Source organism: Microbacterium flavescens (assembly GCF_018588945.1).
In the GTDB taxonomy this organism is placed as follows: Bacteria; Actinomycetota; Actinomycetes; order Actinomycetales; family Microbacteriaceae; genus Microbacterium; species Microbacterium flavescens.
The window spans coordinates 73872-99435 of sequence record NZ_JAFIWA010000004.1 but is presented as its reverse complement, the minus strand read 5'-3'; the positions used below and the strand labels follow the sequence as shown (position 1 = coordinate 99435).

Annotated in this window: 25 protein-coding genes and 2 tRNA genes; 16 read left to right on the top strand and 11 right to left on the bottom strand. The window is 71.1% G+C overall.

Annotated features, from left to right (window positions below; genetic code table 11):
• Position 1: 1 nt before the first annotated feature.
• From mnmA to JX005_RS16380, 3 genes are all read left to right on the top strand, one after another.
• Positions 2-1099 (top strand): tRNA 2-thiouridine(34) synthase MnmA, encoded by a 1098-nt coding sequence (gene mnmA / locus JX005_RS09530; RefSeq protein ID WP_214467260.1) that lies wholly within the window; start codon positions 2-4, stop codon positions 1097-1099.
• A gap of 72 nt (positions 1100-1171) precedes the next feature.
• Positions 1172-3550 (top strand): NAD-dependent DNA ligase LigA, encoded by a 2379-nt coding sequence (ligA, locus tag JX005_RS09525; RefSeq protein ID WP_214467259.1) that lies wholly within the window; start codon positions 1172-1174, stop codon positions 3548-3550.
• Between the two features lie 49 nt (positions 3551-3599).
• The gene (locus JX005_RS16380; RefSeq protein WP_214467258.1) at positions 3600-6467 is read left to right on the top strand and encodes a helix-turn-helix transcriptional regulator; all 2868 of its coding nucleotides are present in this window, start codon (positions 3600-3602) and stop codon (positions 6465-6467) included.
• On the opposite strand, the gene JX005_RS09515 is transcribed toward JX005_RS16380, so the two are convergent.
• Positions 6445-8145, bottom strand: a complete 1701-nt coding sequence (locus tag JX005_RS09515) for a long-chain-fatty-acid--CoA ligase (RefSeq protein WP_307858546.1) — start codon at positions 8143-8145, stop codon at positions 6445-6447. The two genes, JX005_RS16380 and JX005_RS09515, sit on opposite strands and share 23 nt — an antisense overlap.
• A gap of 69 nt (positions 8146-8214) precedes the next feature.
• On the opposite strand from JX005_RS09515, the gene gatC reads away from it, so the two are divergent.
• Genes gatC through JX005_RS09485 form a run of 6 tightly spaced genes read left to right on the top strand, consistent with a single transcriptional unit; the run spans position 8215 to position 13814 of the window.
• Positions 8215-8514 carry an Asp-tRNA(Asn)/Glu-tRNA(Gln) amidotransferase subunit GatC gene (gene gatC, locus JX005_RS09510; RefSeq protein ID WP_191766838.1) on the top strand — a complete coding sequence of 100 codons (300 nt, stop codon included), beginning with the start codon at positions 8215-8217 and terminating at the stop codon, positions 8512-8514.
• 8 nt (positions 8515-8522) lie between these two features.
• The gene (gene gatA, locus JX005_RS09505; protein ID WP_214467256.1) at positions 8523-10052 is read left to right on the top strand and encodes an Asp-tRNA(Asn)/Glu-tRNA(Gln) amidotransferase subunit GatA; all 1530 of its coding nucleotides are present in this window, start codon (positions 8523-8525) and stop codon (positions 10050-10052) included.
• A complete protein-coding gene (gene gatB / locus JX005_RS09500; protein ID WP_214467255.1) occupies positions 10052-11569 on the top strand; it encodes an Asp-tRNA(Asn)/Glu-tRNA(Gln) amidotransferase subunit GatB in 1518 nt (505 codons plus the stop codon). Before gatA ends, gatB begins: the two co-directional genes overlap by 1 nt.
• A gap of 57 nt (positions 11570-11626) precedes the next feature.
• Complete coding sequence (locus JX005_RS09495) at positions 11627-12892, top strand: DNA polymerase IV (protein WP_214467254.1); 1266 nt, start codon at positions 11627-11629, stop codon at positions 12890-12892.
• A gap of 33 nt (positions 12893-12925) precedes the next feature.
• Positions 12926-13246, top strand: a complete 321-nt coding sequence (locus tag JX005_RS09490; protein ID WP_214467253.1) for a hypothetical protein — start codon at positions 12926-12928, stop codon at positions 13244-13246.
• Positions 13221-13814 carry a nucleoside/nucleotide kinase family protein gene (locus JX005_RS09485; RefSeq protein WP_214467252.1) on the top strand — a complete coding sequence of 198 codons (594 nt, stop codon included), beginning with the start codon at positions 13221-13223 and terminating at the stop codon, positions 13812-13814. The genes JX005_RS09490 and JX005_RS09485 overlap by 26 nt, the downstream gene beginning before the upstream one ends.
• Here the strand turns inward: JX005_RS09485 and JX005_RS09480 are convergent, their stop codons facing one another.
• The 6 genes from JX005_RS09480 to JX005_RS09455 all read right to left on the bottom strand — a co-directional run bounded on the left by JX005_RS09480 (position 13815) and on the right by JX005_RS09455 (position 15842).
• A complete protein-coding gene (locus JX005_RS09480) occupies positions 13815-14303 on the bottom strand; it encodes a DUF2017 family protein (protein WP_214467251.1) in 489 nt (162 codons plus the stop codon).
• Entirely contained in the window at positions 14300-14602 is a 303-nt protein-coding gene (gene clpS, locus JX005_RS09475; protein ID WP_214467250.1) for an ATP-dependent Clp protease adapter ClpS, read from the bottom strand. Before clpS ends, JX005_RS09480 begins: the two co-directional genes overlap by 4 nt.
• The gene (locus tag JX005_RS09470) at positions 14599-14940 is read right to left on the bottom strand and encodes a metallopeptidase family protein (RefSeq protein WP_214467249.1); all 342 of its coding nucleotides are present in this window, start codon (positions 14938-14940) and stop codon (positions 14599-14601) included. Before JX005_RS09470 ends, clpS begins: the two co-directional genes overlap by 4 nt.
• Before the next feature lie 25 nt (positions 14941-14965).
• Positions 14966-15041, bottom strand: a tRNA-His gene (locus JX005_RS09465).
• A gap of 37 nt (positions 15042-15078) precedes the next feature.
• Positions 15079-15705, bottom strand: coding sequence for an oligoribonuclease (gene orn / locus JX005_RS09460; protein WP_214467248.1), 627 nt, complete (start codon positions 15703-15705; stop codon positions 15079-15081).
• Between the two features lie 64 nt (positions 15706-15769).
• Positions 15770-15842 (bottom strand) — tRNA-Arg (locus JX005_RS09455).
• A gap of 107 nt (positions 15843-15949) precedes the next feature.
• Here JX005_RS09455 and JX005_RS09450 point away from each other — a divergent pair.
• The gene (locus JX005_RS09450) at positions 15950-16162 is read left to right on the top strand and encodes a methyltransferase (protein ID WP_214467247.1); all 213 of its coding nucleotides are present in this window, start codon (positions 15950-15952) and stop codon (positions 16160-16162) included.
• A 50-nt stretch (positions 16163-16212) separates the two neighbouring features.
• Here the strand turns inward: JX005_RS09450 and yczE are convergent, their stop codons facing one another.
• Positions 16213-16845: a membrane protein YczE gene (gene yczE / locus JX005_RS09445; RefSeq protein ID WP_214467246.1), complete on the bottom strand. Its 633-nt coding sequence runs from the start codon at positions 16843-16845 to the stop codon at positions 16213-16215.
• A 63-nt stretch (positions 16846-16908) separates the two neighbouring features.
• Here yczE and yczR point away from each other — a divergent pair, with 63 nt between their 5' ends.
• Positions 16909-18333, top strand: coding sequence for a MocR-like transcription factor YczR (yczR, locus tag JX005_RS09440; RefSeq protein WP_214467245.1), 1425 nt, complete (start codon positions 16909-16911; stop codon positions 18331-18333).
• 3 nt (positions 18334-18336) lie between these two features.
• On the opposite strand, the gene JX005_RS09435 is transcribed toward yczR, so the two are convergent.
• Positions 18337-18606, bottom strand: coding sequence for a hypothetical protein (locus JX005_RS09435; RefSeq protein WP_246533796.1), 270 nt, complete (start codon positions 18604-18606; stop codon positions 18337-18339).
• A gap of 229 nt (positions 18607-18835) precedes the next feature.
• Here JX005_RS09435 and ssb point away from each other — a divergent pair, with 229 nt between their 5' ends.
• From ssb to JX005_RS09415, 4 genes are all read left to right on the top strand, one after another.
• On the top strand, positions 18836-19357 hold the full coding sequence (gene ssb, locus JX005_RS09430) for a single-stranded DNA-binding protein (RefSeq protein ID WP_214467244.1): 522 nt from the start codon (positions 18836-18838) through the stop codon (positions 19355-19357).
• Between the two features lie 42 nt (positions 19358-19399).
• Complete coding sequence (locus JX005_RS16090) at positions 19400-19933, top strand: DUF6993 domain-containing protein (protein ID WP_246533794.1); 534 nt, start codon at positions 19400-19402, stop codon at positions 19931-19933.
• A gap of 107 nt (positions 19934-20040) precedes the next feature.
• Positions 20041-21720 (top strand): energy-dependent translational throttle protein EttA, encoded by a 1680-nt coding sequence (ettA, locus tag JX005_RS09420; protein ID WP_214467243.1) that lies wholly within the window; start codon positions 20041-20043, stop codon positions 21718-21720.
• Positions 21713-22228, top strand: a complete 516-nt coding sequence (locus JX005_RS09415; protein WP_307858545.1) for an acyl-CoA thioesterase — start codon at positions 21713-21715, stop codon at positions 22226-22228. Before ettA ends, JX005_RS09415 begins: the two co-directional genes overlap by 8 nt.
• A 5-nt stretch (positions 22229-22233) precedes the next feature.
• Here JX005_RS09415 and JX005_RS09410 read toward each other — a convergent pair whose 3' ends face one another.
• Positions 22234-23094 (bottom strand): acyl-CoA thioesterase, encoded by an 861-nt coding sequence (locus JX005_RS09410; RefSeq protein ID WP_214467451.1) that lies wholly within the window; start codon positions 23092-23094, stop codon positions 22234-22236.
• A 102-nt stretch (positions 23095-23196) separates the two neighbouring features.
• Between JX005_RS09410 and JX005_RS09405 the strand changes: the two genes are divergently transcribed.
• The gene (locus JX005_RS09405; protein ID WP_214467241.1) at positions 23197-23874 is read left to right on the top strand and encodes a DUF8185 domain-containing protein; all 678 of its coding nucleotides are present in this window, start codon (positions 23197-23199) and stop codon (positions 23872-23874) included.
• Positions 23875-23885: 11 nt separating this feature from the next.
• On the opposite strand, the gene JX005_RS09400 is transcribed toward JX005_RS09405, so the two are convergent.
• Positions 23886-25556, bottom strand: coding sequence for an FAD-binding dehydrogenase (locus JX005_RS09400; RefSeq protein WP_214467240.1), 1671 nt, complete (start codon positions 25554-25556; stop codon positions 23886-23888).
• Between the last annotated feature and the right edge of the window lie 8 nt (positions 25557-25564).

Below are 25564 nucleotides of genomic sequence, written 5' to 3'. Positions count from 1 at the left end.
CATGCGGATCCTTGCGGCGATGAGCGGTGGCGTCGATTCCGCCGTCGCGGCCGCGCGGGCCGTGGAGGCCGGGCACGACGTCGTCGGCGTGCATCTCGCCCTCTCGCGCGCGGGCGGCACGCTGCGCACCGGCAGCCGCGGCTGCTGCACGATCGAGGACGCGATGGATGCCCGTCGTGCGGCCGATCTGATCGGGATCCCGTTCTACGTCTGGGACTTCTCGGAGCGGTTCCGGGACGACGTGATCGAGGACTTCGTCGCCGAGTACCGCGCCGGTCGCACGCCGAACCCGTGCATGCGCTGCAACGAGAAGATCAAGTTCGCCGCGCTTCTCGAGCGTGCGCTGGAGCTGGGCTTCGACGCGGTGTGCACGGGCCACTACGCCACGCTGCTCGAGACCGGCGATGGGCTCGAGCTGCACCGCGCGTCGGACTCCGCGAAGGACCAGTCCTACGTCCTGGGCGTCCTGACCGCCGAGCAGCTGGCGCACACCTACTTCCCCCTGGGCTCCACGCCGTCCAAAGCGGTCGTGCGCGCCGAGGCCGAGGCCCGGGGCCTCACGGTGGCTCACAAGCCCGACAGCCACGACATCTGCTTCATCCCCGACGGCGACACGCGCGGCTGGCTGGCCGAGAAGGTCGGCACCGCACAGGGCGACGTGGTCGACCGCACGGGAGCGGTCGTGGGCAGTCACGAAGGAGCGCACGCCTTCACCGTCGGGCAGCGCCGAGGCCTGTCCCTCGGCGTGCCGGCCCCGGACGGGAAGCCGCGCTTCGTGCTCGAGGTGCGCCCCGTCTCCAACACCGTGGTCGTGGGGCCCAAGGAAGCCCTCGCAATCGCCGAGATCTCGGGGGAGCGGCACTCGTGGGCCGGTCGCCCGCAGTCTGCGGGCGACTTCGACTGCCACGTCCAGATCCGCGCTCACGCCGACCCGGTGGCCGCGCGCGCGACCCTCGCCGACGGCCGACTCACCGTCGTGCCCGAGACCCCGTTCGACGGCGTCGCGCCCGGGCAGACCGCGGTCCTCTACGACGGCACGCGGGTGATCGGCCAGTTCACGATCGATCGCACCGTGTCGGCGGTTCCCGTCGACGCGTAGAGCGGATGCCTCGCCCCGGCGTCGCCTGTCCAGCCCCTTCTGCTGTCGGCGCTCGCTTCTAGACTGTCCCGCGTGACGGATGACGCCGAGCTCGCTACGCCCGCCTCCACCTCGAGCGATGCCGCGGCCGCTCTTCCCGCCGATCCCGGGCTCGACGTCGCCCGCACCGAGGCCGCCGAGCTGACGGAGCGGATCCTCGGGGCGCGCGACGCCTACTACGGCCGCAACGCCGAGATCGTCGACGACGCGACGTACGACGGCTGGATGCACCGGCTCGAGGCGCTCGAGCGGCTCCATCCCGAGCTGCAGGGTCAGGACTCCCCGACGCAGACCGTGGGGGCGGCCGAAAGCTCGATGTTCGCGCCCGTCGAGCATGCCGAGCGCATGCTCAGCCTCGACAACGTGTTCAGCCTCGACGAGCTGAAGGAGTGGTGCGCGAAGGCCGAGGCGGGCGCCGGTCGCAGGGTGCGCTGGCTCACCGAGCTGAAGATCGACGGACTCGCCATCAGCCTCCGCTACGAGCGCGGCGTGCTCACCTCGGCTGCGACGCGGGGCGACGGACGCACCGGCGAGGACGTCACGGTCAACGCCGTGCGTGTGCCCGGCATCCCGCAGCGACTCTCCGGCACCGGGCATCCCGACATCGTCGAAGTGCGCGGCGAGGTGTTCATCCCGGTCGCGGCGTTCGAGAAGCTCAACGCACTCCAGGCCGACATGCGCGATCGCGCGGTAGACGAGAGCCGTGCGAGGGCCCGCGCCTTCGACGAGACCAAGGCCCGCACGAGCGCGGAGCGTCGCTTCCCCTCGTTCGCGAATCCGCGCAACGCGGCATCGGGCGGCCTGCGGCAGCAGCTCGACAAGAAGGACGGACTCGAGCGCGAGGCCGGCCAGGCGCGAGTCGACTCGCTGCGGCTGTTCGTTCACGGCATCGGCGCGTGGCAGCGACCGCCGGTCGAGTCCCAGAGCGAGATCTACGCTCTGCTCGCGGAGTGGGGTCTGCCCACGAGCCCGTACTTCCGGACGTCCGACGACATCGACGGCGTGCTCGACTTCGTCGCCCACTACGGCGAGCACCGCCACGACGTCGAGCACGAGATCGACGGCGTCGTCGTCAAGGTCGACGAGCTCGCGCTGCACGACGAGCTCGGCGCCACGAGTCGCGCGCCACGCTGGGCGATCGCCTACAAGTACCCGCCCGAGCAGGTCAACACCAAGCTGCTCGACATCGTGGTGTCGGTGGGCCGCACCGGGCGCGCGACCCCGTTCGCCGTGATGGCCCCCGCGCGCGTGGCCGGGTCGGTGGTGCGGCAGGCGACGCTGCACAACCAGGACGTCGTGCGGGCCAAGGGCGTGCTGATCGGCGACACCGTCGTGCTGCGCAAGGCGGGCGATGTGATCCCCGAGGTGCTCGGGCCGGTCGTCGAACTCCGCGACGGCAGCGAGCGGGAGTTCGTCATGCCGTCCGACTGCCCCGAGTGCGGCTTTCCCCTCGCGCCGGCGAAGGAGGGCGACATCGACCTGCGCTGCCCGAACACTCGTGCGTGTCCGGCGCAGGTGCGCGGACGCGTCGAGCACATCGGCTCGCGGGGCGCGCTCGACATCGAGGCCCTGGGTGAGGTCACCGCCGCGGCGCTGACCCAGCCGTCCGTTCCCGAGATCCCGCCGCTGCAGACAGAGGCGACGATCTTCGACCTGACGATCGAGCAGCTCGTGCCGATCGAGGTCGTCGTGCGCGATGCCGAGACCGGCGAGCCGAGGATCGACGACAAGACCGGTGAGCCGGTGCGGCGTGCGCCGTTCCGGCGCAACCCGAGTGCGGCGGAGAAGAAGGCGGGGATCAGCGGGCCGCAGCCGTCCGCGCAGGCGCTCACGCTGATCGACCAGCTCGAGCGTGCGAAGACGAAGGAGCTGTGGCGGTTCCTGGTCGCGCTGAACATCCGCCACGTCGGTCCGGTCGCCGCCCGCGCGCTGGCGCAGTGGTTCGGGTCGGTGAAGGCGATCCGTGAGGCGTCCCGCGACGAGCTCGCGGCAGTGGAGGGCGTCGGGGGGATCATCGCCGACTCGCTCGAGGAGTGGTTCGCGCTGGACTGGCACCAGGACATCGTCGAGAAGTGGATGAGGGCCGGCGCGCAGCTCGAGACGCCCGGCCATCCGGGCCCGGGCGCGGCGGTCGTGACGGGCGGAGTGCTCGAGGGCCTCACGGTCGTCGCCACCGGCAGCCTCGAGGGCTACACCCGCGAGGGCGCCCAGGAGGCGATCCTCCGTGCCGGCGGCAAGGCGGCGTCCAGCGTCTCCAAGAAGACCGACTTCGTCGCCGCGGGGCCGGGAGCCGGATCGAAGCTCGGGAAGGCGGAGGAGCTGGGGGTGCGGATCCTCGACGCCGCTCAGTTCCACATCCTGGTCACCGAGGGGCCGGCCGCGCTCGAGGCCCTCCAGCCCGAGGCGGGGTGACGCCACCTTCCCCAGGGACGAAGCGGACGCACGCTGGCACACTGGAGGGGTGGGCCCACGCGAGGCGGGCACAGCACGGCAGATCGTCGGTCGGGACGACGTCCGACGCCGGATCCTCGCGCGCCTCGACCCGCCAGGAGGCGGATCAGGCTCCGCCGTGCTCACGGGTGAGGCCGGAGTGGGGAAGACGACGCTCGCCGGTGACGCGGTCGCGCGGGTCTCGGGGGCGGCGGTGTACGTCGGAGCGTGCCTGCCTCTGTCGACGGTCTCGGTGCCGATGCTGGCCTTTCGCTCCATGTTCCGCGTCAGTGGCCCGGGTGCGCTCGTCGACTTCGACACGGCGCCGGCGACGGCGCTTCTGGCCCTCGACGCGTGGCTGGATGAGCGGACCGAGGATCAGCGTGTGGTGCTGCTCGTGGACGACCTGCAATGGGCCGACAGCGCGACCCTGGACGCCGCGCTGTACCTGATGTCGGGACCCCGTGAGCGGCGGCTGAGCGTCGTGTCGACCGTTCGCGAGGAGCCGATCGTCACCGCGCGGCCGGTGGATCGGTGGCTTTCGAGTGCGCGGCACGTCGACTCCTGCGACGTCATCTCCGTGGGACCGCTCGATCGCGCGGGTACGTCCGAGCAGCTGACCGATCTGCTGGGGCGTTCGCCGCATCAGACGCTGGTCGAGGAGGTCTGGGCGCACACGAGGGGCTTTCCCTACTTCACGGCGCTGACGGTCGAGGGCATCGACCCCGACGCGCGCGCCCTGCCTGCTTCGCTGCCGGAGCGCCTTGCGGAAGCCGTTCTCGCACCCGCACACGAGCTGGGCGAGGCCGCGGCGGGCGTGCTGAGGGTGCTCGCCGTCGCCGGTCGGCCGTTGACCGCGGCCGAACTGCGGCGGGTCGTGGTCGCCGTCGAGCGCGACTCGGCGCCGAACCCGGCCGGCATCGATCAAGCCCTGACGTCGGCCGCCGAGGCAGGCGTGATCGGCATCGCGCCCGACGGTACACACTGGTTCCGGCATCCGCTCTCCGCCGAGATGCTCGCCGGTGAGCTCTCCGAGCGCGAGCGCACGACCTGGCACGCGGCCTTCGTCCGCAGAGCGGAAGGCGTCGGGGAGTCGAGGTCGTTCGAGGACGTCATCAGGCTCGCCGATCACGCCGCCCACTCCGGGAGCGCCGACGACGCCTACCACTCCGCCTTGGCGGCAAGCCGCGCCGCACTGGCGGCGAACAGCTTCGCGCAGGCGCTCCGATTCGCCGATCGCGCCATCGCGTGGCATCCGCTCGTCGCCGCTCCCGCGGAGTCGCCGCGAGAGCTCCTCGAGCTCCGTCGCCGGGCGGCGGCCGGCGCGGGCGCCGTCGACGCCGAGCTGGACGCCGTCGAGAGCCTGTTGAGTCAGGTCGGCTGGGATGAGCGTCGGCGGCGGCTCGAGTTGGAGGCGCGGCGCCTGCTGCTGAGGACGGCCGCCCAGCACCCGGCGCCGACGATGGCGGAGATCGACGCGCTCTGCTCCCGCGTCACCCGTGAGCCGGAGAGCTGGGAAGACGCGTACGCACTCGCGGTCGCGTCGCTCTGGATGCACGAAGAAGCGGCGCGTGCCGCCGCCCGACGCGCGCTCGGCGCCGCTCGGGTGTCCGGCGACGACACCGCCCTGGCGTGGGCCCTTCTGGCGAGCATCGACAGCGCCGAGCGCGCCGGAGACGCGGGCGAGATCGGTCGTCTCGCCGCCGAGGCGCTGGATGCCGCGGCCCGCATCCGCGACGGACTTGCGTACAACCAGGTCACGCACGTCACGACGGGCGTGTCGTCCGGGGAGAGCGCGGCTGGATTCGCCGACGCGATCCATCGGGCGAGGGTCGCGGCCACGGGCATCTTCCCGCACCCCTACGTCGCGTGGCTGGCGATGTGGGAAGCCCTCGACGGGTTCCTGCTGGGCCGGTGGCGCGTCTGCGGCGCCGCCCTCCGTTTCACGCTGAGCGAGTCACCCGGGAGGGCTGTCGACGTCGCAACGCGCGCGATCGCGGGCTGGCTCGCCGTGCGCCAGGGTCGCATCCCGCTGGGTCGGACGCATTTCGCACGGGCCGACGAGCTCGTGGCGGACGGCCGGCTCATGCTGGCCTGGGAGGACGTCGCCGGCAGGGCCGAGCTCGCCCTCCACCTCGGAGACACCGCTGCGGCGGCGCGAGTCGTCGCGGCGGCGTCTCCGACGTGGGGCGAAGAGGAGGCGACGGGCGTCGCCCCGGTCGCCGCACGCATTCTCGCGGACCACGTGCTCGCCGGCTCGCCCGAAGCGTCGCTTCCGGACGCGGTTCGCGAGTTCGCGAGGCGGACCCTCTCGGGACAGCGCACCGCCTCCTCGATGCGCGACGGGCGGGACTGGTCCGCTGTGCGCGCGGGTCTGCAGCGCGCCGAGCTCGCACGGGCTCAGCGCGACGCCGAGGCGGCGACCCTGTGGCTGGACGCCGGGTCCTCGTGCGCCGCGGCGGATCTGCCGTGGGAAGAGGCGTACTGCTGCGAGAAGGCCGCGGAGGCGCTGCTCATCGCGCCGCGACCCGACCGCGGCCGGGCGGCGGAGGCACTCCGTCGCGGTGCGGTCATCGCGGACCGTCTCGGCGCAGAACCGCTGCTCGGGTCACTTCTGCAGCTTGCGCGCTCCGCCCGGATTCCGCTGCCCGAAGCGGGTGCGGCGGACGCGGCATCCGCTCATTCGCCGCCGCCCATCGAGGGTCTGACGGCGCGGGAGGTCGAGATCGTCCGGCTCGTCGTCCAAGGGCGCACGTACCGCGAGATCGCGGGCGAGCTGTTCGTCAGCGAGAAGACCGTCAGCTCGCACATCTCCAATGTCCTGCGCAAGACGGGGTCGTCCAACCGCATCGACCTCGCGCGGCGTGCCGCGGCGGTCACGCCCCCGTCGTCAGGGTGAGCAGGCGGTCGCGCACCTGACGACGGAGCACCTTGCCGATGAGCGACTTCGGCAGCTCGTCGACGACGAAGATGCGGCGCGGCACCTTGTATGGGGTCAGGATGCTGCGCACGAACTCGCGGACGGCCTCGACGTCGATCTCTTCGCCTGGTGCGACCACGACCGCCGCGACGACCTCCTCGCCGCTGTGATCGCTCGGGAGGCCCACCACCGCGGCATCCTCCACCTGCGGGTGCTGGCGGAGCGCGTTCTCGACCTCCGTCGGCGCGACGTTGAACCCGCCCGTGATGATCAGCTCCTTGATCCGGTCGACGATCCGCACGAAGCCGGCGTCGTCGATGAGGACGATGTCGCCGGTGCGGAACCAGCCGTCGGTGAAGACCGCTTCGGTCTCCTCGGGCTTGCCGTAGTACCCGCCGAACACCTGCGGTCCGCGCACGACCAGCTCACCGCGCTCGCCCTTCGGCATGTCCTGGGTCGGGTCGTCGGGGTCGACGACACGGCACTCGGTGCCGGGCAGCGGCAGCCCGACGGTGCCGGGCACCCGATTGTCGGCGACCGGGTTGGCCATGAGCACGGGGGAGCACTCGCTCAGTCCGTACCCCTCCACCAGATAGCCGCCGGAGGCCGCCTCGAACGGCACGACCAGCTCGTGCGGAAGGGCCATCGCGCCCGAGATCGCGATCTCGGTCCCTTCGAGCGACACGTCCTTGTCGCGCGCGGCCTTCAGCAGCCGATCGGCGATCGGCGGCACGAGCGGAAGGAAGGTGGCCGGATGCTTCTTGGTGACCTCGAGCACCATGTCGGGGTCGAAGCGGGGGAAGAGCACGAGGCGAGCGCCCATCGACATCGCGAAGGTGAGGCAGAGCGTCAGCCCGTACGCATGGAACATCGGCAGCACGGCGTAGACGACGCAGCCCTCCCCGCGCACGATCGACGGGACCCACGCGCGCGCCTGCGCCGCATTGGACAGCAGGTTGCGGTGGGTCAGCGCCGCGCCCTTCGGCGCGCCGGTCGTGCCGCTCGTGTACTGGATGAGCGCGAGGTCGTCGGTGGCGGGCTTCGGATGCGTCGCAGGCAGCGGCTCGGAGCCGACGACGGACTCCCACGGGATCGCGCCGCTGACGCGCTCCGTGAGGGCGGTGCGCGCCTCACGGGCCTGGGAGATGGGGAGGCGGAGCGCGAGGCGGGTGGTGAACGGCATCGCCCGGGTGATGTCGACCGAGACGAGCGACGTGACCTCCAGATCGGCGGGGAACTCCTGCGCGGTCTTCACGACCTTCGACCACACGATGGCGTGCTTGGCGCCGTGGTCCTCGAACTGCTTCCGCAGCTCGCGCGGCGTGTAGAGCGGATTGTGCTCGATGACGACGGCGCCCAAGCGCAGGATCGCGTAGAAAGCGACGATGTGCTGGGGGCAGTTCGGGAGCACGATGGCGACGGGATCGCCCGGCCGCACGCCCAGCGCACGCAGCCCCGCCGCGGCGCGGTCGATCTGCTCATGGAGCGACCGGTACGACGTCTCGCGTCCGAAGAACTGCAGGGCCGCGGCATCCGGGTAGTCCCTCGCGGACGCCTCGACGATGTCGACCAGAGATCCGGTCACGGGCTCGAGGTCGGCCGGCACCCCCTCGGCGTAGCTGGCGATCCACGGGCGAGGCGGGTCATACGTCGTCACGCCGCTCAGCCTACGCCCTGAGGTCCGGGTGGCCACGGGCGGATGCCGCCGTCGAACTAGACTGTCGTGGTGTCTGAAATCACCCCCGATCTCGTGCGCCATCTCGGTGTGCTCGCCCGGATCCAGCTGAGCGACGAGGAGGTCGAGCGCCTCACCGGCCAGCTCGACGTGATCGTCGACAACATCGCGAAGGTGTCGGAGGTCGCCACCCCCGAGGTGGCGGCGACCAGCCACCCGATTCCGCTCGAGAACATCTTCCGACCCGACGTCGTGGGCGATCAGCTCACGCCCGCGGAGGTTCTCCAGAATGCTCCGGATGCCGCGGACGGCCGCTTCCGCGTGACGGCGATCCTCGGCGAAGAGCAGTAAGGACCCCCGTGACCGATCTGACGAAGCTGAGCGCTGCCGCGCTCGCAGACAAGCTGACCACCGGCGAGATCTCCAGCGTCGAGGCCACGCAGGCGCACCTCGACCGGATCGCCGCCGTCGACGGCGACGTGCACGCGTTCCTGCACGTGAGCGAGCACGCGCTCGACGTGGCGGCCGACATCGACCGCCGCCGCGCCGCGGGCGAGGCCCTCGGCCCGGTCGCGGGCGTTCCGCTCGCCATCAAGGACGTCCTCGTGACGACCGACATGCCGTCGACGAGCGGCTCGAAGATCCTCGAGGGCTACATGTCGCCGTACGACGCCACCGTCGTCGCACGCTCGCGTGCCGCGGGTCTCGTTCCGCTCGGGAAGACGAACATGGACGAGTTCGCCATGGGCTCGTCGACCGAGCACTCGGCGTACGGCCCGACGCGCAACCCGTGGGACCTCGACCGCATCCCGGGCGGATCCGGCGGCGGCTCGGCCGCTGCCGTCGCCGCGTTCGAGGCGCCGCTCGCGCTCGGCTCCGACACCGGCGGCTCGATCCGGCAGCCCGCGCATGTCACGGGCACCGTCGGACTGAAGCCCACCTACGGCGGCGTCAGCCGGTACGGGGCGATCGCCCTGGCGTCCAGCCTCGATCAGGTCGGCCCTGTCACGCGCACGGTACTCGACGCCGGGCTGCTGCACGACGTGATCGGCGGACACGACCCCCACGACGCGACCTCGCTGTCGGACGCCTGGCCCTCGTTCGCGGAGGCGGCCCGTGACGGCGCCCGCGGCGACGTGCTGAAGGGCCTCAAGGTGGGCGTCATCAAGGAACTGCCCGACGCGGGCTTCCAGCCGGGCGTGTCGGCGTCCTTCCGGGCGGCGCTGGCGGCCATGGAGGCGCACGGCGCCGAGATCGTCGAGATCAGCGCGCCGCACTTCGAGTACGGCGTGGCCGCGTACTACCTGATCCTTCCGGCCGAGGCATCCAGCAATCTCGCGAAGTTCGACTCGGTGCGCTTCGGCCTCCGGGTGGACGTTCCCGGAGGGACGGTCGAGGACGTGATGGCGCGCACGCGCGACGTCGGCTTCGGCGAAGAGGTCAAGCGCCGCATCATCCTCGGCACCTACGCCCTCTCCGCGGGGTACTACGACGCCTACTACGGCTCGGCGCAGAAGGTGCGGACCCTCATCCAGCAGGACTTCGCGACCGCCTTCGCGTCGGTCGACGTGATCGCCACCCCGTCGGCGCCCACGACGGCGTTCCGTCTCGGCGAGAAGATCGACGACCCGATGCAGATGTACCTCAACGATGTGACGACGATTCCCGCGAACCTCGCCGGCGTCCCGGGCATCTCGATCCCGTCCGGCCTGGCCGACGAGGACGGACTGCCCGTCGGCATCCAGTTCCTGGCCCCGGCACGGGAGGACGCGCGCCTCTACCGCGTGGGCGCGGCCCTCGAAACGGTGCTGGTCGACTCCTGGGGCGGTCCGCTGCTGGACCGCGCACCGCAGTTGCTGAGCTCGTCGGAGCACGGAGGGGCACGCTGATGGCCAAGGACAAGCTGATGGACTTCGACAAGGCCCTCGAGGTGTACGAGCCCGTGCTGGGCTTCGAGGTCCACGTCGAGCTGAACACGCGCACGAAGATGTTCTCGGGGGCCGCCAACCCGGCCCACGCCGACAACCACGGCGCCGATCCGAACACGCTCGTCGCCCCCGTCGACATGGGTCTGCCCGGCTCGCTGCCGACCGTCAACGCCGAGGCCGTGAAGTACTCGATCAGCCTGGGTCTCGCCCTCGGCTGCTCGATCGCCCCGTCGAGTCGGTTCGCGCGGAAGAACTACTTCTACCCCGACCTCGGCAAGAACTACCAGATCTCGCAGTACGACGAGCCGATCGCCTTCGAGGGCCAGGTCGACGTCGAGCTCGCCGACGGCACGATCGTCACGGTGCCGATCGAACGCGCGCACATGGAGGAGGATGCCGGGAAGCTGACGCATGTCGGCGGCTCCACCGGTCGCATTCAGGGCGCCGAGTACTCGCTGGTGGACTACAACCGCGCGGGCGTGCCGCTCGTCGAGATCGTCACGAAGCCGATCTTCGGCGCGGAGCACCGCGCTCCCGAGATCGCCAAGGCGTACGTCCAGACCATCCGCGACATCGTGATCTCGCTCGGCATCTCCGAGGCCCGCATGGAGCGCGGCAACCTGCGGTGCGACGCGAACGTGTCGCTGCGCCCGCGGGGCCAGGAGAAGCTCGGCACCCGCACCGAGACGAAGAACGTCAACTCGATGCGGTCCGTCGAGCGCGCCGTGCGCTACGAGATCCAGCGCCAGGCGGCGATTCTCGCCGCCGGCGGCACGATCATCCAGGAGACGCGTCACTGGCACGAGGACACCGGCACGACCTCGCCGGGCCGGCCGAAATCGGATGCCGACGACTACCGCTACTTCCCCGAGCCCAACCTGCTGCCCGTCGCGCCCGCGCCGGCGCTGATCGAGGAGCTGCGCGCTGCGCTGCCCGAGCCGCCGGCCGCGCGCCGGCGCCGGCTGAAGGCGGATTGGGGTTTCACAGACCTCGAGTTCCAGGACGTCGTCAACGGCGGGCTCCTCGCCGAGGTCGAGGCCACGGTCGCAGCCGGTGCCGCACCGGCCGCCGCGCGCAAGTGGTGGACGGGTGAGATCACCCGCGTGTCGAACGCGCAGGGGCGCGAGGCGCCCGACCTCGTCACCCCGGCCGACGTCGCGGCCCTGCAGTCGCTCGTCGACGCCGGCTCGCTCAACGACAAGCTCGCGCGTCAGGTGCTCGAGGGCGTCATCGCCGGCGAGGGCACGCCGCAGCAGGTCGTCGACGCGCGCGGACTCGCCGTGGTCTCCGACGACGGAGCGCTCATCGCCGCGATCGACGAGGCGCTCGCGTCGCAGCCCGACGTGCTCGCGAAGATCCGCGACGGCAAGGTGCAGGCGGCCGGTGCGGTCATCGGCGCCGTCATGAAGGCGATGAAGGGCCAGGCGGACGCCGCCCGCGTGCGCGAGCTGGTGCTGGAGCGCGCCGCCGCAGACTGAGACCCATGCCCTCCGGCGCCCTGACACGGCGTCGGAGGGGAGGGGGAGGATCGGACCATGGGACGTGGCGACGGCACGGGGCGGCTCGTGTCGCCCGACGGGGCCGATGACACCGGAACCGGCATCCTCCACGTCGACATGGACGCCTTCTACGCGTCGGTCGAGCAGCTCGACGACCCGTCCCTGGTCGGCAAGGCGATCATCATCGGCGCACCCGACGGCCGGTCGGTGGTGTCGAGCGCGTCGTACGAGGCGCGCCGTTTCGGCGTGCGCTCGGCCATGCCCGTCCGGCAGGCGCTGCGGCTGTGCCCCACGGCGATCGTCGTGCCTCCGCACTTCGACCGCTACCTCGAGCTGTCCGCCCGCGTGATGCGGATCTTCCGCGACGTCACGCCGCTCGTCGAGCCGCTCTCCATCGACGAGGCGTTCCTCGACGTGCGGGGCGTGCGGCGGCTGTGGGGGAGTCCCGCAGAGATCGCGCGCGCACTGCGCGCTCGCGTCCTCGACGAGACCGGACTCACGTGCAGCATCGGCGTCGCGGCCACCAAGCACGTCGCGAAGATGGCCTCGACGATCAGCAAGCCCGACGGCCTGCTCGTCGTCGCCGAGGCCGACACCGCGGCGTTCCTCGCACCGCGATCGGTGCGCGCACTGTGGGGGGTCGGACCGAGGGCGGCCGAATCACTCGAAGGACGCGGCATCCATACCGTCGGAGACATCCTCGACACCCCGCGCGACGTCCTCGACCGCGCGCTCGGTCCCGCCATGGGGGAGCGCGTCTGGCATCTGGCTCGCGGGATCGATGCGCGTTCCGTCGACACGGAGCGCGTCGAGAAGAGCGTCGGCCACGAGGAGACGTTCCATGAGGACATCGCCGATCCGCGCATCCTCCGCTCCGAGCTCCGCCGGCTCGCCGATCGGGTCGGGGCGCGGCTGCGCAGCGGTGGATGGGAGGCGTCGACCATCGCCATCAAGGTGCGCTTCGCCGACTTCACCACCATCTCGCGTTCGCAGACCCTGCCCGAGCCGACGGCCGTCGGCCAGCGCATCGGAGACGCCGCGCACGAGCTCTTCGACGCGGTAGAGCAGCGCCTGCCGGTGCGTCTCATCGGCGTGCGGGCCGAGAAGCTGCGCGCGGCGGGCTCGGCGCCTCTCGCACTGTGGGACGAGGACGCCGAGTGGCGGCGCATCGAAGACGCCCTCGACGGCGCCGCGGCGAAGTTCGGCCGAGGGGCGGTGACACGGGGCACCCTCCTGGGCAAGGCACGTGGCGGAGGAACGCTGCCCTCGAGTCCTCGTCCGCCGAGGCTCGATCAGGGCTGACACCGGCACCGCGAGGCCGGTAGCGTGGACCCCATGCCCAACATCGCACTCGAGCTCGGCCAGCAGTCAGCGACCTTCGGGGTCAGGAGCGCCTACGGCGAGCAGCAGGATGTCGACGGCATCCGCGTCATCCCGGTCGCACTCACGTGGTCCGGCTTCGGCGGCGGGTCCGACGAGGCCGGCAACGGCGGTGGTGGGGGCGGAGGCTGGGCGATTCCTGTCGGCGCCTACATCCGCCGGGGCGACGATCTGCGGTTCGAGCCGAACATCGTGTCTCTGCTCGCGGTCGCCATCCCGTTCGTGTTCTTCGCCGGGCGCGCGCTCAGCCGTGTCATTCGCGCCCTCAAGAAGTAGCTCCGACCCGGTCGCCCGCGCACTCGACGCCGCGGCGTCGACGCTCGTCGATGCGATCACGGCCGTGTCGGCCACCAACCCGGTGGTCCTCATCGACGGACGCAGCGGCGCCGGCAAGACGTCGCTCGCGAGGATGCTCGTCGCCCGCTGGCCGCTCGCCGGTCGCGTGCAGCTGGTCGCCCTCGACTCCGTGTACCCCGGCTGGGACGGCCTCGACGAGGGTGTCGAGCTCGCGCGCGAGCAGATCCTGGTGCCCCACGCGCGCGGACTGATCGGCGTGTGGCAGCGGTGGGACTGGGATGCCGCGGCCCCGGCCGAGGCGCACGCCGTCGACCCCTCGCTGCCTCTGGTCGTCGAGGGCTCCGGCCTTCTGACGCCCGTCACGGCGCGGCTGGGTGATGTGCGGGCGTGGGTGGACTCGCCGCCGACATCACGGAAGAACCGAGCACTGCAGCGCGACGGCGACGCCTTCCGGCCGCACTGGGAGCGCTGGGCGCGACAGGAGGACCGCCATGTCGCGCGCGATCAGCCCAGCCGCCTGGCGACGCATGTGTTCGCCGTGCCGTGATCAGTCGTCGTCGATGGCCGACACGAGACCGTCGAGCCGGTAGCCGAGCCAGTCGTAGATGCCGAACCGAGGGTCGTCGGGCGAGTGGTGATCCGCTTCCGTGATGCCGAGGCGGGTCGCGAGGACCAGCCGGAGGGCGGCGAGCGTGCGCAGCCATGCCTGGGCGGAGTCGGCGGGCAGCTCGATGAGAACGGCTTCGAGCAGCGCGGGGTCTTCGGGATCGTCAGGGATCCGCGCCGCGCCGGCGAGCGAGGCGAGGACGGCGTGGGCGTCGTCGCGCCGCCGGTCGAACAGATCTGCCTCCGTGAGCCGCCGGAATTCGTCGGCCGCGCCGCGCTCCTCGTAGGCGTCGGGAGCGAGACGGGCGATCGCCGGATCTCCTTCGTCGGTGCCCGCGCCGTCCACGAGCTCGGCGAACTGCGTCACGAGCCCGGCGAGGTGGGCCGCCTCGAGGCGCGTGATCTCCAGGACCACCGGACGCGCGGTCATTCCGGGGCCTTGCGAACGGTGGCCCACAGACCGTAGTCGTGCATCGCCCGCGTGTGGAGCTCCATCTGCTCGCGTGGTCCCTCCGCCACCACGGCGTGGCCGTGGTTGTGGACCTCCAGCATGAGGGCATGGGCGCGCGGCTTGGGGTAGCCGAAGTACTCGCGGAACACATGGGTGACGTAGCTCATGAGGTTCACGGGGTCGTCCCACACGACGGTCTGCCACGGGCGGTCGGCGGCCGTCTGCTCGCCGACATCGACCTGCTCGTCGAGGTCGGGCGTCGCAAGAGGCGCCATCATGCCCACCCCAGCTCGTGCAGGCGGTCGTCGTCGATCCCGTAGAAGTGCGCGATCTCGTGGACGAGAGTCGTGTGCAGCTCATCGCGCAGTTCGTCCAGGTCGTCGCACGCGGCGAGGTGCGCCTCCCGGTAGACGATGATCCGGTCGGGCAGCTCCCCGACGCCGTAGCGGTCGCGTTCAGTCAGCGCCCAGCCGTCGTAGAGCCCGAGGAGGTCGAGGGTTCCGTCTTCGGCGCGGTCCTCGACCACGAACACGACGTTGTCGAGCCCCTCCACCATGTCATCGGGGAGGAGGTCGAGCTCGTCGATGACGAGCTGCTCGAAGGTCGCGGCATCCATCTCCATCATGATGCCTCGATGTACGTGGGGTGAGTAACGGGACTCGAACCCGCGACATCCGGCACCACAAGCCAGCGCTCTACCAACTGAGCTATACCCACCATGTCTCCCGCCTGCGCGGGCAACCAGAAGATTCTCTCACACCTCTGGGCCGAACAGCGACACGGCGGCGGCAGCGGCGGCGCGGGCGCCATCACTGGTCGGTCCGGGCTCGGGGACGAACACCGCCTGACGGTAATACGCGAGTTCGCGGATGGACTCGAGGATGTCGGCAAGGGCCCGGTGGCCGCCGTCTTTCGCGGGCGCGTGGATGTAGGCGCGGGGGTACCAGCGCCGGGCGAGCTCTTTGATGCTCGACACGTCGACGTTGCGGTAGTGCAGCCAGTGGTCGATGCGCGGCATGTACTTGGCGAGGAACATGCGGTCGGTGCCGATGGTGTTGCCGGCGAGCGGCGCCTTGCCCTCGAGCGGCACGAACCGCTGGATGTACTCGAGCGCCTGGAACTCGGCATCGGCCACGCTCACGCCGCGGGGGATCTCCTCGAGGAGCCCCGACTTCTCGTGCATCTTGGTGACGAACTCGCTCATGTGCTCGAGCGCCGACGCGTCGGGCTTGATCACCACCTGGAAGCCGCCATCGAGCGGTCGCAGCTCGAAGTCGGTCACGACGACGGCGATCTCGACGAGCTCGTCGACCGCGAGGTCGAGTCCTGTCATCTCGCAGTCGATCCAGACAAGACGATCGTTCTCGGAAGCCCCCACCATGCGCTCCATCCTATTGACGGCCCCAGACGCCGACGCCCGGGCGTCGCCGCCGAGGCCCGTTCTGCCCCCCCGGGAGGATTCGAACCCCCGACCTTGCGGGTAGAAACCGCTCGCTCTGTCCCCTGAGCTACGGAGGGAAGGGTGAGAGACCAGGCTATCGGTTCGCGGGATCGCGTGACGGATGCTGGCGCCGGTGGGTGTCCGGGCGTAGCGTCGGGATCGGACGCATCGAAAGGAGTTCACCATGAGCACCACGGAGACGCACCACGCCCTCTGGGTGGCCTACGGCCCGTCCGGCGTCGTCGGCAGCATCCGCAAGGACGACGACGGCTACACCGTCACGATGGCGGGCGCCGACTCCGTCGCGGGCACCTACCCCACGATGGAGATCGCCAAGAACGCGCTGCATTCGCGCATGACACCCGGCAGCGACTGGCCCGAGTTCCGCGAGCACTGAGCGTCGCGACACGCTGACGGCGGTGGGACGGATCCCGCTCCCGCCGCTCGTCAGCGCTGCGCCGCCGTGTCCGCCGGCGTAGCGGCCGGGGCCGCGGCCACGCGGGTGCCGCGGCGCGTATCGAGCAGCGGCAGTGCCACGTGCACGAGCGGCCCGATGAGGAACGCGAAGAGCACGGTTCCGATGCCGACGGTGCCGCCCAGAAGCCAGCCGATGAAGAGCACTGTCAGCTCCACCAGGGCGCGGCACGTCCAGATCGGCCAGCCGAGCCGCTTGTGCATGCCGGTCATGAGGCCGTCTCTCGGTCCCGGACCGAAGTGCGCGCCGATGTACAGGCCTGAGGCGATCGCGACGGTGACGATGCCGCCGAGCAGGACGGCGAGCTGGGCGACGATGCCCGAGACCGGCGGGAAGACCCACAGGACCACCTGCATGCTGGTGCCCACGAGGAGGATGTTCGCGATCGTGCCGACGCCCGGCTTCTGACGCAGCGGAATCCACAGCAGGAGCACGAAGAAGCCCAGGATGTTCGCGATCCATCCGATCCCGATGCCGGTGTGGATCGACAGGCCTTGCGCGAGCACGGTCCACGGGTCCACGCCCAGTCCTGCTTCCACGGTCATCGCGCAGCCGACCCCGTAGAGGACGAGGCCGACGAAGAGTTGGATCACACGACGCGTCATGGATCCCATCCAATCGCACAATTGGTATGCCGTGAACGGGCCAATCTGCGTATTGTGGCTTTCATGGATTCGAGGATCTCCGCTCGCGCTCTCGGAGTCGCGCTGGGCGGCTGGCGAACGAGGGAGCCCGCATACGAGGCGCTGGCCGACGGCATCCGCCTCCTCTGCCTCGACAATCGGCTGGCGCCGCGCACCGCGCTTCCCGCCGAGCGTGAGCTCGCCGCGGCGCTGCACCTGAGCCGCAGCACCGTGGCGGCGGCCTATCGGAGTCTGCGCGAGACCGGCCACATCGCGAGCCTGCGCGGATCGGGTAGCGTCACCCTGCCCCTGCAGCGTCGCGACCCGGGCCGCGCGTCGGCCGCGGAGGGATCGATCGATCTCCAGCAGGCCAGCCCGCCCGCGTGGCCGGGCCTTGCCGGGATCATCGGGGAGGTGGCCGGGCGTGCGGCGTCCCTGGTCTCGCGCGTGGGGTACGACGTGCTGGGCAGTGTCGAGCTGCGCGAGGCGATCGCCACGCACTACGAACGGCGCGGGGTGCCGACGACCCCGAGCGAGGTGCTGGTGACCACGGGGGCGCAGAGCGCCATCCATCTCGTCGCGTCGGTGCTTCTCGGACGCGGCGACCGCGTCGTGGTCGAGACGCCGACCTACCCTCACGCGGTCGACGCCCTGCGCCGCGCCGGTGCACGCCTTGTCGGGGTTCCGGTGACGACCGACGCCGGATGGGATCTCGATCGCGCCGAGCAGGCCTTCGCGCGCACGCTGCCGGTGATGGCCTACCTCATGCCCGACTTCCAGAACCCCACCGGGCGATCGATGTCGGCCGCCGAGCGCGACGCGTTCCTCCTCGCCGGGGAGCGCGCGGGCTCGGTGCTGGTGCTCGATGAGACGACCGCCGACCTCGACATCGACCGCGGACCACTCGCGGCGGGCTTCACGGGTGGAGACTCGTCGAGCGTGGTGCGGATCGGCTCGCTGGGCAAGACGGTGTGGGGCGGCCTGCGAGTGGGATGGATCCGCGCGGAGGGCGACCTGGTGCGGCAGTTCGTGGCCGCTCGGCCGGCGCACGATCTCGGAACGCCCGAGTTCGAGCAGGCCGTAGCGGCGGCTCTGCTGACCGACTTCGCGGGGATCGCGGCGCAGCGGTCGTCTCTGCTCCGCGCGGGCCGGGACGCCGTCGTCGCAGCCCTCGCCGCGGTGCTGCCCGAGTGGCGCGTTCCGACGGCGCACGGCGGGGTCTCGCTCTGGATCGAACTCGACGCCGCGCTGAGCTCGGCACTCGTCATGGACGTCCGGTCGCGCGGAGTGCTCCTCTCGGCCGGACCGCGATTCTCGGTCGAGGGCGGCCACGACCGCCACCTGCGGCTGCCCTTCACCGCGCCTCCCGACGAACTCGTGCGCGCCGTGGCCTTGCTCGCCCAGTCTTGGCGGCACGTCAGGGCCGGGGCGCCGGTGTCGATCGTGGATCAGCTCGAGTCGGTCGTCTGAGTCTCAGCGCGCGAAGCGGATGCAGTCGATCGCGTCGTCGGCCGACCAGAACTCACCGAGTTCGAGGAACGCGCGCGTCGTCGCGTGGAACCGGCGCGCCCGGTAGCGGATGCCGCTGCCCTCGGCGAGCGCCTGAAGGTGGCCGATCACGCGGCCGCCGCGGTCGATGACCCGCCACAGTGACGGCGCGGCGGGGGCGAGCCGGACGGGCACGCCGGGGGCGGGGGTGGGTGCCGGGGCATCGGTCTGTCGGTCGTCGTCCAGAAGTCTCATGAAAGCTCCTCTCGGATCGAACATATGTGCGACCTCCGACATCGACGCGCCGTCGCGCGCCCCAGGGCTTCTCCCCAGAAGGCCTGGTTGGCGCCGATTCCCCAGACCCGGAGGCGCGACCGATCCGGAGGTTCCGGTGTGGGCAGCCTGGTGGCACCGCCGGCGCCTGGCGGGCACGCGGGCGCCGGCGGTGCCGGAGACCGTCTCCGGATCGAGAGGAGACTGCACAGTGAATGACAGCATCACCATCATCGGCAACGTCGCGACCGACCCCGAGCACAAGCGCACGTCGGCGGGCGTCCCGATCACGACGTTCCGCATCGCGAGCGGACAGCGACGGTACGACCGTGCCGCAGACGCGTGGGTCGAGACGGCGACGAACTTCTACTCGGTGTCGGCGTTCCGCGGTCTCGCCGACCACGCGTTCCACTCGCTCCGCAGGGGCGAACGCGTCATCCTCACCGGGAAGCTCCGCGTGCGCGATTGGGAGAGCGGCGACAAGCGCGGCACGGATGTCGAGATCGAGGCCGAGGCGCTCGGGCACGACCTGCTGTGGGGCACCACGACCTTCGTGAAGGATGCGAGGCCCGCGGCGGTCTCGTCGAGCACGTCCGATTCCACCGAGGCCTGGTCGGCGCCCGGTGCGGCGGCCGATGCTCCGTCAGGGTCCGCAGTGGCGGAAGCGGCGTGGACGGCTCCCGGCGAAGACGCGGGTTCCCGCGAGCTGGCAGGCGCCGAGACGCCGTTCTGACCGCTCAGCAGAGCCCGGGATGTCGGGCCCTAGACTCTCCCCGTGGCCCGACACCCCGAGCGATCCGTCCGCCGCGCACGGACGCGCCCCCGACTCCCCATCGCGGCGGCCACGCTCGCCCTCGCCGGATGCGTCGCCCTCACGGGGTGCACCGGGGAAGGACCCGGTGGGCCTGCGGAGCCGTCGCAGTCCGGTTCGGCGACCGGCGCCCCCACGTCGACCGGCGCCCCGACGCCGTCGACGCCGGTGCTGGTTCCCGACGGCACGGCCACCGACAACCTGGCCTTCTTCTCGGCTGTCGTCGACCAGGTGTGGGCGACGGAGGATCGCGCGGCCGGCCGCGCCTACATCGACGCCCTGGTCGCTGCCGGCTTCGACAAGACGGCGATGCAGGTGACCCACGACACGTCGACCGTCGGCAACCCCGCCGAGAGCATCCAGTTCGCGGTCCGCTGGCAGGACGAGTGCCTCGTCGGCCAGGTCGGGCCCGCTACGGGCGACCCCCACACGGCGGTCGTCCCGGTGCTCGCCGAGGGGACCTGCCTGGTCGGCGACACCCGCCCCATCGACTGGTGACAGGCCGCCCGGCTGACACCGCGGTCGCGCGACGGCCCTCCGCTTCCGCGCACGGCCGGTAGGCTGGGACGCTGACGTCGTCAGGCTTAGGAGAACGTTCACAAGACATGGCTGAATACATCTACTCGATGGTCCGCGCCCGCAAGGCGGTCGGTGACAAGCTCATCCTCGACGACGTCACGATGGCGTTCCTGCCCGGGGCGAAGATCGGCATGGTCGGGCCCAACGGCGCCGGCAAGTCGACGATCCTCAAGATCATGGCGGGGCTCGACACGCCGTCCAACGGCGAGGCCAAGCTCAGCCCCGGCTTCTCCGTCGGCATCCTCATGCAGGAGCCGGAGCTGGACGAGTCCAAGACGGTCCTCGAGAACATCCAGGACGGAATCGCGATCAAGGCGAAGGTCGATCGCTTCAACGAGATCTCGGCGCTCATGGCCGACCCCGACGCCGACTTCGACGCGCTCCTCGCCGAGATGGGCGTGCTGCAGGAGGAGATCGACGCCGCCGACGCGTGGGACCTCGACTCGCAGCTCGAGCAGGCGATGGATGCGCTGCGCACTCCGCCGGGCGACGCCGAGATCGGCCCGCTCTCCGGAGGTGAGCGGCGCCGCGTCGCACTCACGAAGCTCCTGCTGCAGAAGCCGGACCTCCTGCTGCTCGACGAGCCGACGAACCACCTCGACGCCGAGAGCGTGCTGTGGCTCGAGCAGCACCTGCAGAAGTATCCCGGCGCCGTCATCGCGATCACCCACGATCGGTACTTCCTCGACAACGTCGCCGAGTGGATCGCCGAGGTCGACCGCGGCCGTCTGATCGGCTACGAGGGCAACTACTCCACGTACCTCGAGAAGAAGGGCGAGCGACTCGCGATCCAGGGCAAGAAGGACGCCAAGCTCGCCAAGCGCCTGGCCGAAGAGCTCGAGTGGGTGCGATCCAACGCCAAAGGCCGCCAGGCCAAGTCGAAGGCCCGCCTCGCGCGCTACGAGGAGATGGCGGCTGAGGCCGACCGCACGCGCAAGCTCGACTTCGAGGAGATCACGATCCCGCCGGGGCCGCGCCTGGGCAGCATCGTCATCGACGCCAAGAAGCTGAAGAAGGGCTTCGACGGCCGGTCGCTCATCGACGGCCTGAGCTTCAGCCTCCCGCCGAACGGCATCGTCGGCGTCATCGGTCCCAACGGCGTCGGCAAGACGACGCTGTTCAAGACGATCGTCGGGCTCGAGCCGCTCGACGGGGGCGATCTCAAGATCGGCGAGACGGTCAAGATCAGCTACGTCGACCAGTCGCGCTCGAACATCGACCCGACCAAGTCGCTGTGGGAGGTGGTCTCCGACGGACTCGACATCATCACGGTCGGCAAGACCGAGATCCCGTCGCGCGCCTACGTGTCGAAGTTCGGCTTCAAGGGTCCCGATCAGCAGAAGAAGGCCGGCGTCCTCTCCGGCGGTGAGCGCAACCGCCTGAACCTGGCGCTGACCCTCAAGGAGGGCGGCAACCTGCTGCTCCTCGACGAGCCCACGAACGACCTGGACGTCGAGACGCTCCAGTCGCTCGAGAACGCGCTGCTCGAGTTCCCCGGCTGCGCCGTCGTGATCACCCACGACCGGTGGTTCCTCGACCGCATCGCCACGCACATCCTGGCCTACGAGGGCACCGACGAGGACCCCGACAGGTGGTACTGGTTCGAGGGCAACTTCGAGGCGTACGAGGAGAACAAGATCGAGCGCCTCGGACCCGATGCCGCCAAGCCGCACCGCTCGGCGTACCGCAAGCTCACGCGTGACTGACGGAGGATCGGCGGGCGCCGCCGGAGGGCGGCGCCTCCACATCCCCATCCACCTGCGATGGGGCGACCTCGACGCCTTCAACCACGTCAACAACACCTCGATGCTCAAGCTGCTCGAGGAGGCGCGCGTGCGGGCGTTCTGGCTTCCCGAACCGGGGGAGGACGCACCCGACACGGCCGTCCTCGAATCCAGCATCTTCAGCGGCGTGCTCACGCTCATCGCCCGGCAGGAGATCGAGTACCTCGCGCCGGTGCCGTATCAGCGGCACCCGCTCGACGTGCAGATGTGGTTCTCGAAGCTGGGCGGATCCAGCATCGAGGTCTGCTACGAGGTGCGCAGCCCGCTCGCCATGGCGGTCGACGGCGTGCAGACCGTCTATGCGCGAGCGACGACGGTCGTCGTGAAGGTCGGTGCGGAGACCGGCCGGCCGCTGCGGCTGTCGGCCGAAGAGCGGGCGGCCTGGTCGCCCTACCTCGGTGAGCCGATCGCCTACACGCACCGCCGCTGAGCCGGTCAGGAGTCGTCAGGTCCCGTTTCGGGGACGCGCACCATGATCTCCTGCGCGACGCTCGCCAGGAGGGTGCCGTCCTGGGAGTACACGCGTCCCGTCGCCAGGCCGCGACCACCGCGTGCGCTCGGGGACTCCTGCACGTAGAGCATCCACTCGTCCACCCGGCCGAAGCGGTGCCACCACATCGCGTGGTCGAGACTGGCCACCTTCAGGCCGCGCGTCGCCCACGGGATGCCGTGGGCGCGGAGGATCGACTCCTGGATCGTGAGGTCGCTGAGGTAGGCGAGCGCCGCGCGGTGGATCGCCGGAGAGTCGGGGATGCTGCGGCGCACCCGCATCCACACCGCCTGGCTGGCCGTGCGCTCGCCCTCGACCGAGAGATAGATCGGCGACGGCACGTGTCGCAGATCGACAGGGCGATCGGTGAAGAGGCGCTTGGACATCGGATGCAGCCCCTTCAGATGGGACTCGACGTCGGGAAGCTCGTCGGGGGCCGGGATGCCGTCCGGCATCGGCGTCTGGTGCTCGATCCCGGGATCCTCGTCCTGGAAGGAGGCGATCATCGAGAAGATCGGCACGCCCTCCTGGTACGCCTGCGTCCGGCGCGTCGAGAAGGAGCGGCCGTCGTGGATGCGGTCCACCGCGAAGGTGATGCCCTTGGCCGAATCGCCCGGACGCAGGAAGTAGCCGTGCATGGAGTGGACGTTGCGGTCCTCGGGCGTCGTGCGGGCTGCGGCGACAATGGACTGTGCGAGCACCTGGCCGCCATAGACGCGGCCCAGCGGCATCGACTGCGACACGCCCGTGAAGATGTCCTCGGCCGTGCGCGCGTCGGAGCCGGCCAGGTCGAGCACGGACAGCATCGACGCGACGGGATCGGGATCGGGCTCCCACTCGGCCTGTTCCACGCGGCTCCCTTCCGGCGGCAGCCGCCGCCCATCGTTCCGCTTGGTAGCTTAGGGGCGATGCCTCCCCGCCTGATCCTCGCCGACGCCGAGTCGGCCGCCGACGTCCTGACATTCGCGGGCAGGTCGGACCGATTCACCGACGAGGCCGTGCGGCTCCAGGCCACAGGCGGGGTGCTGGTGATGACGGCGGCGCCGCTCGCCCCGCGCGGGATCGGCGATGCGACTCCGACCGTGCTCGCCATCCGCACCGTCGCAGCCGACCCCGAACTGGTCTGCGACCTGGCGGTCGAGGCATCCGCTCTCCTTGCCGTGAGCGGCGAGCCGACCGCCGTCGAGCTGCCCGAGACCGCCGTCTCTCCCGCCTGGGCGGGCATCAGCCCGCCGCGCGCCGGCTGGACGGAGCGCGACGGCATCGAGGCGTCGGCGCTGGCGGCGAAGGCGCAGAGCGGCATCGCGCGCGTCGCGGACGCGGTTCCGACGGATGCCGGAGAGGACGTCGTCCGGGCGATCCGGGCCACGATCTGGGGTGAGCCCGACGAGGAGCTGGGCGGCCTGCCGCTCGGTGTCGCCTATGCGGCACTCAGCATGGGGTTCATCAGCGGAGCCGAGACCGCGCGCGTCCTGGTCAGCGGGCCGTGGACCCGGCTCCGTCTCGAGCGCGGCCACGTCGTCGTGCGCGGGCCGGCCGTGATGGGCCTGACTCCGGTGCGCCGGACCGGCTCGCGCGACAGCTGACGCCCGCCCCGTCAGACCGCGGCCGCCGCCGCCCGGCCGGCCGTGCGACCGGAGAAGAGGCATCCGCCCAGGAATGTGCCCTCGAGTGCACGGTAGCCGTGGACGCCGCCTCCGCCGAAGCCGCTCGCCTCGCCCGCGGCGTAGAGGCCGGGGATCGGCTCGCCGCCGGCGCCGAGCGCGCGCCCCGACAGGTCGGTCTCGACGCCGCCCAGCGACTTGCGGGTGAGCACGTGCAGCTTGACGGCGATGAGCGGCCCGGACTCGGGGTCGAGGATGCGGTGCGGGTTCGCGGTGCGGATGAGCCTGTCGCCGCGGTAGGACCGCGCCGAGCGCAGCATCGCGATCTGCGCGTCCTTGGTGAAGTCGTTGTCGATCTCGCGGTCGCGCGCCTCGAGCTCGAACCGCACGAGGTCGCCGTCGAGCACGTCACCGCCGGGAAGGGCCTTCATCCCTGCGATCAGGTCGTCGAGGGTGTCGCGGACGACGAAGTCGGCGCCCTTGTCCATGAACGCCTGCACCGGGCCGGCGGCGCCCTTGCCGAGCCGCGACTTCGCAAGGAGCCGCACGTCCTTGCCGGTGAGGTCGGGGTTCTGCTCGCTGCCCGAGAGCGTGAACTCCTTCTCGATGATCTTCTGCGACAGCACGAACCAGGAATGGTCGTGGCCCGTCGCGCGCAGGTGGGCGAGCGTGCCCAGGGTGTCGAATCCGGGGAACAGCGGCACCGGAAGGCGCTGGCCCGTCGCGTCGAGCCACACCGAGGACGGTCCGGGGAGGATGCGGATGCCGTGGTCGGGCCACACCGGATCCCAATTCTGGATGCCCTCGACGTAGTGCCACATGCGGTCGCCGTTGATGAGGTTGGCACCTGCGGCCGACGACGCGACCTGCATCGATCCGTCGACGTACGCGGGCACGCCGGTGACCATCGTCTGCGGCGCCGGGCCGAGGCGTTCCGGCCACCAGGATCGCACCAGGTCATGGTTTCCGCCGATGCCGCCAGACGAGACGATGGTCGCGGACGCCGTCACCGCGAACGATCCGACGACCTCGCGGGAGGAGGCGTAGCCGCGGGCCGCGCCCGACGGCGCGAGCACGGCGCCCTCTGCCCCGGTGACCACGCCGTCGACCATGGTGAGCCCGGTGACCTTGTGCCGGGGCAGGATCGTGATCCGACCCTGGCCCTCGGCGGCCTCGACGGCGGCCTGGAAGGGGGCGACGACGCCCGGACCCGTTCCCCACGTGACGTGGAACCGCGGCACCGAGTTGCCGGGACCCGTGGCGGTGTAACCGCCGCGCTCCGCCCACCCCACGACGGGGAAGAATCCGACGCCCTTCTCGCGCAGCCAGCTGCGCTTCTCCTCGTGCGCGAACTGAAGGTAGGCCTCAGCCCAGCGCTTCGGCCAGGCGTCCTCCTCGCGGTCGAAGCCGGCGTTGCCGAACCAGTCCTGACGGGCCAGCTCGAGGGAGTCCTTGATGCCCATGCGCCGCTGCTCGGGCGAGTCGACGAAGAACAGTCCGCCGAACGACCACCACGCCTGACCACCGAGGTTCGAGCGGGGCTCCTGGTCGACGATCACGACCCGCTTGCCGGCGGCGACGGCTTCGCTCGCGGCCACGAGGCCGGCGAGGCCCCAGCCGATCACGAGGACGTCCGCGGAATGGGTGGCGGGCGCAGCGGGCATGTCGACTC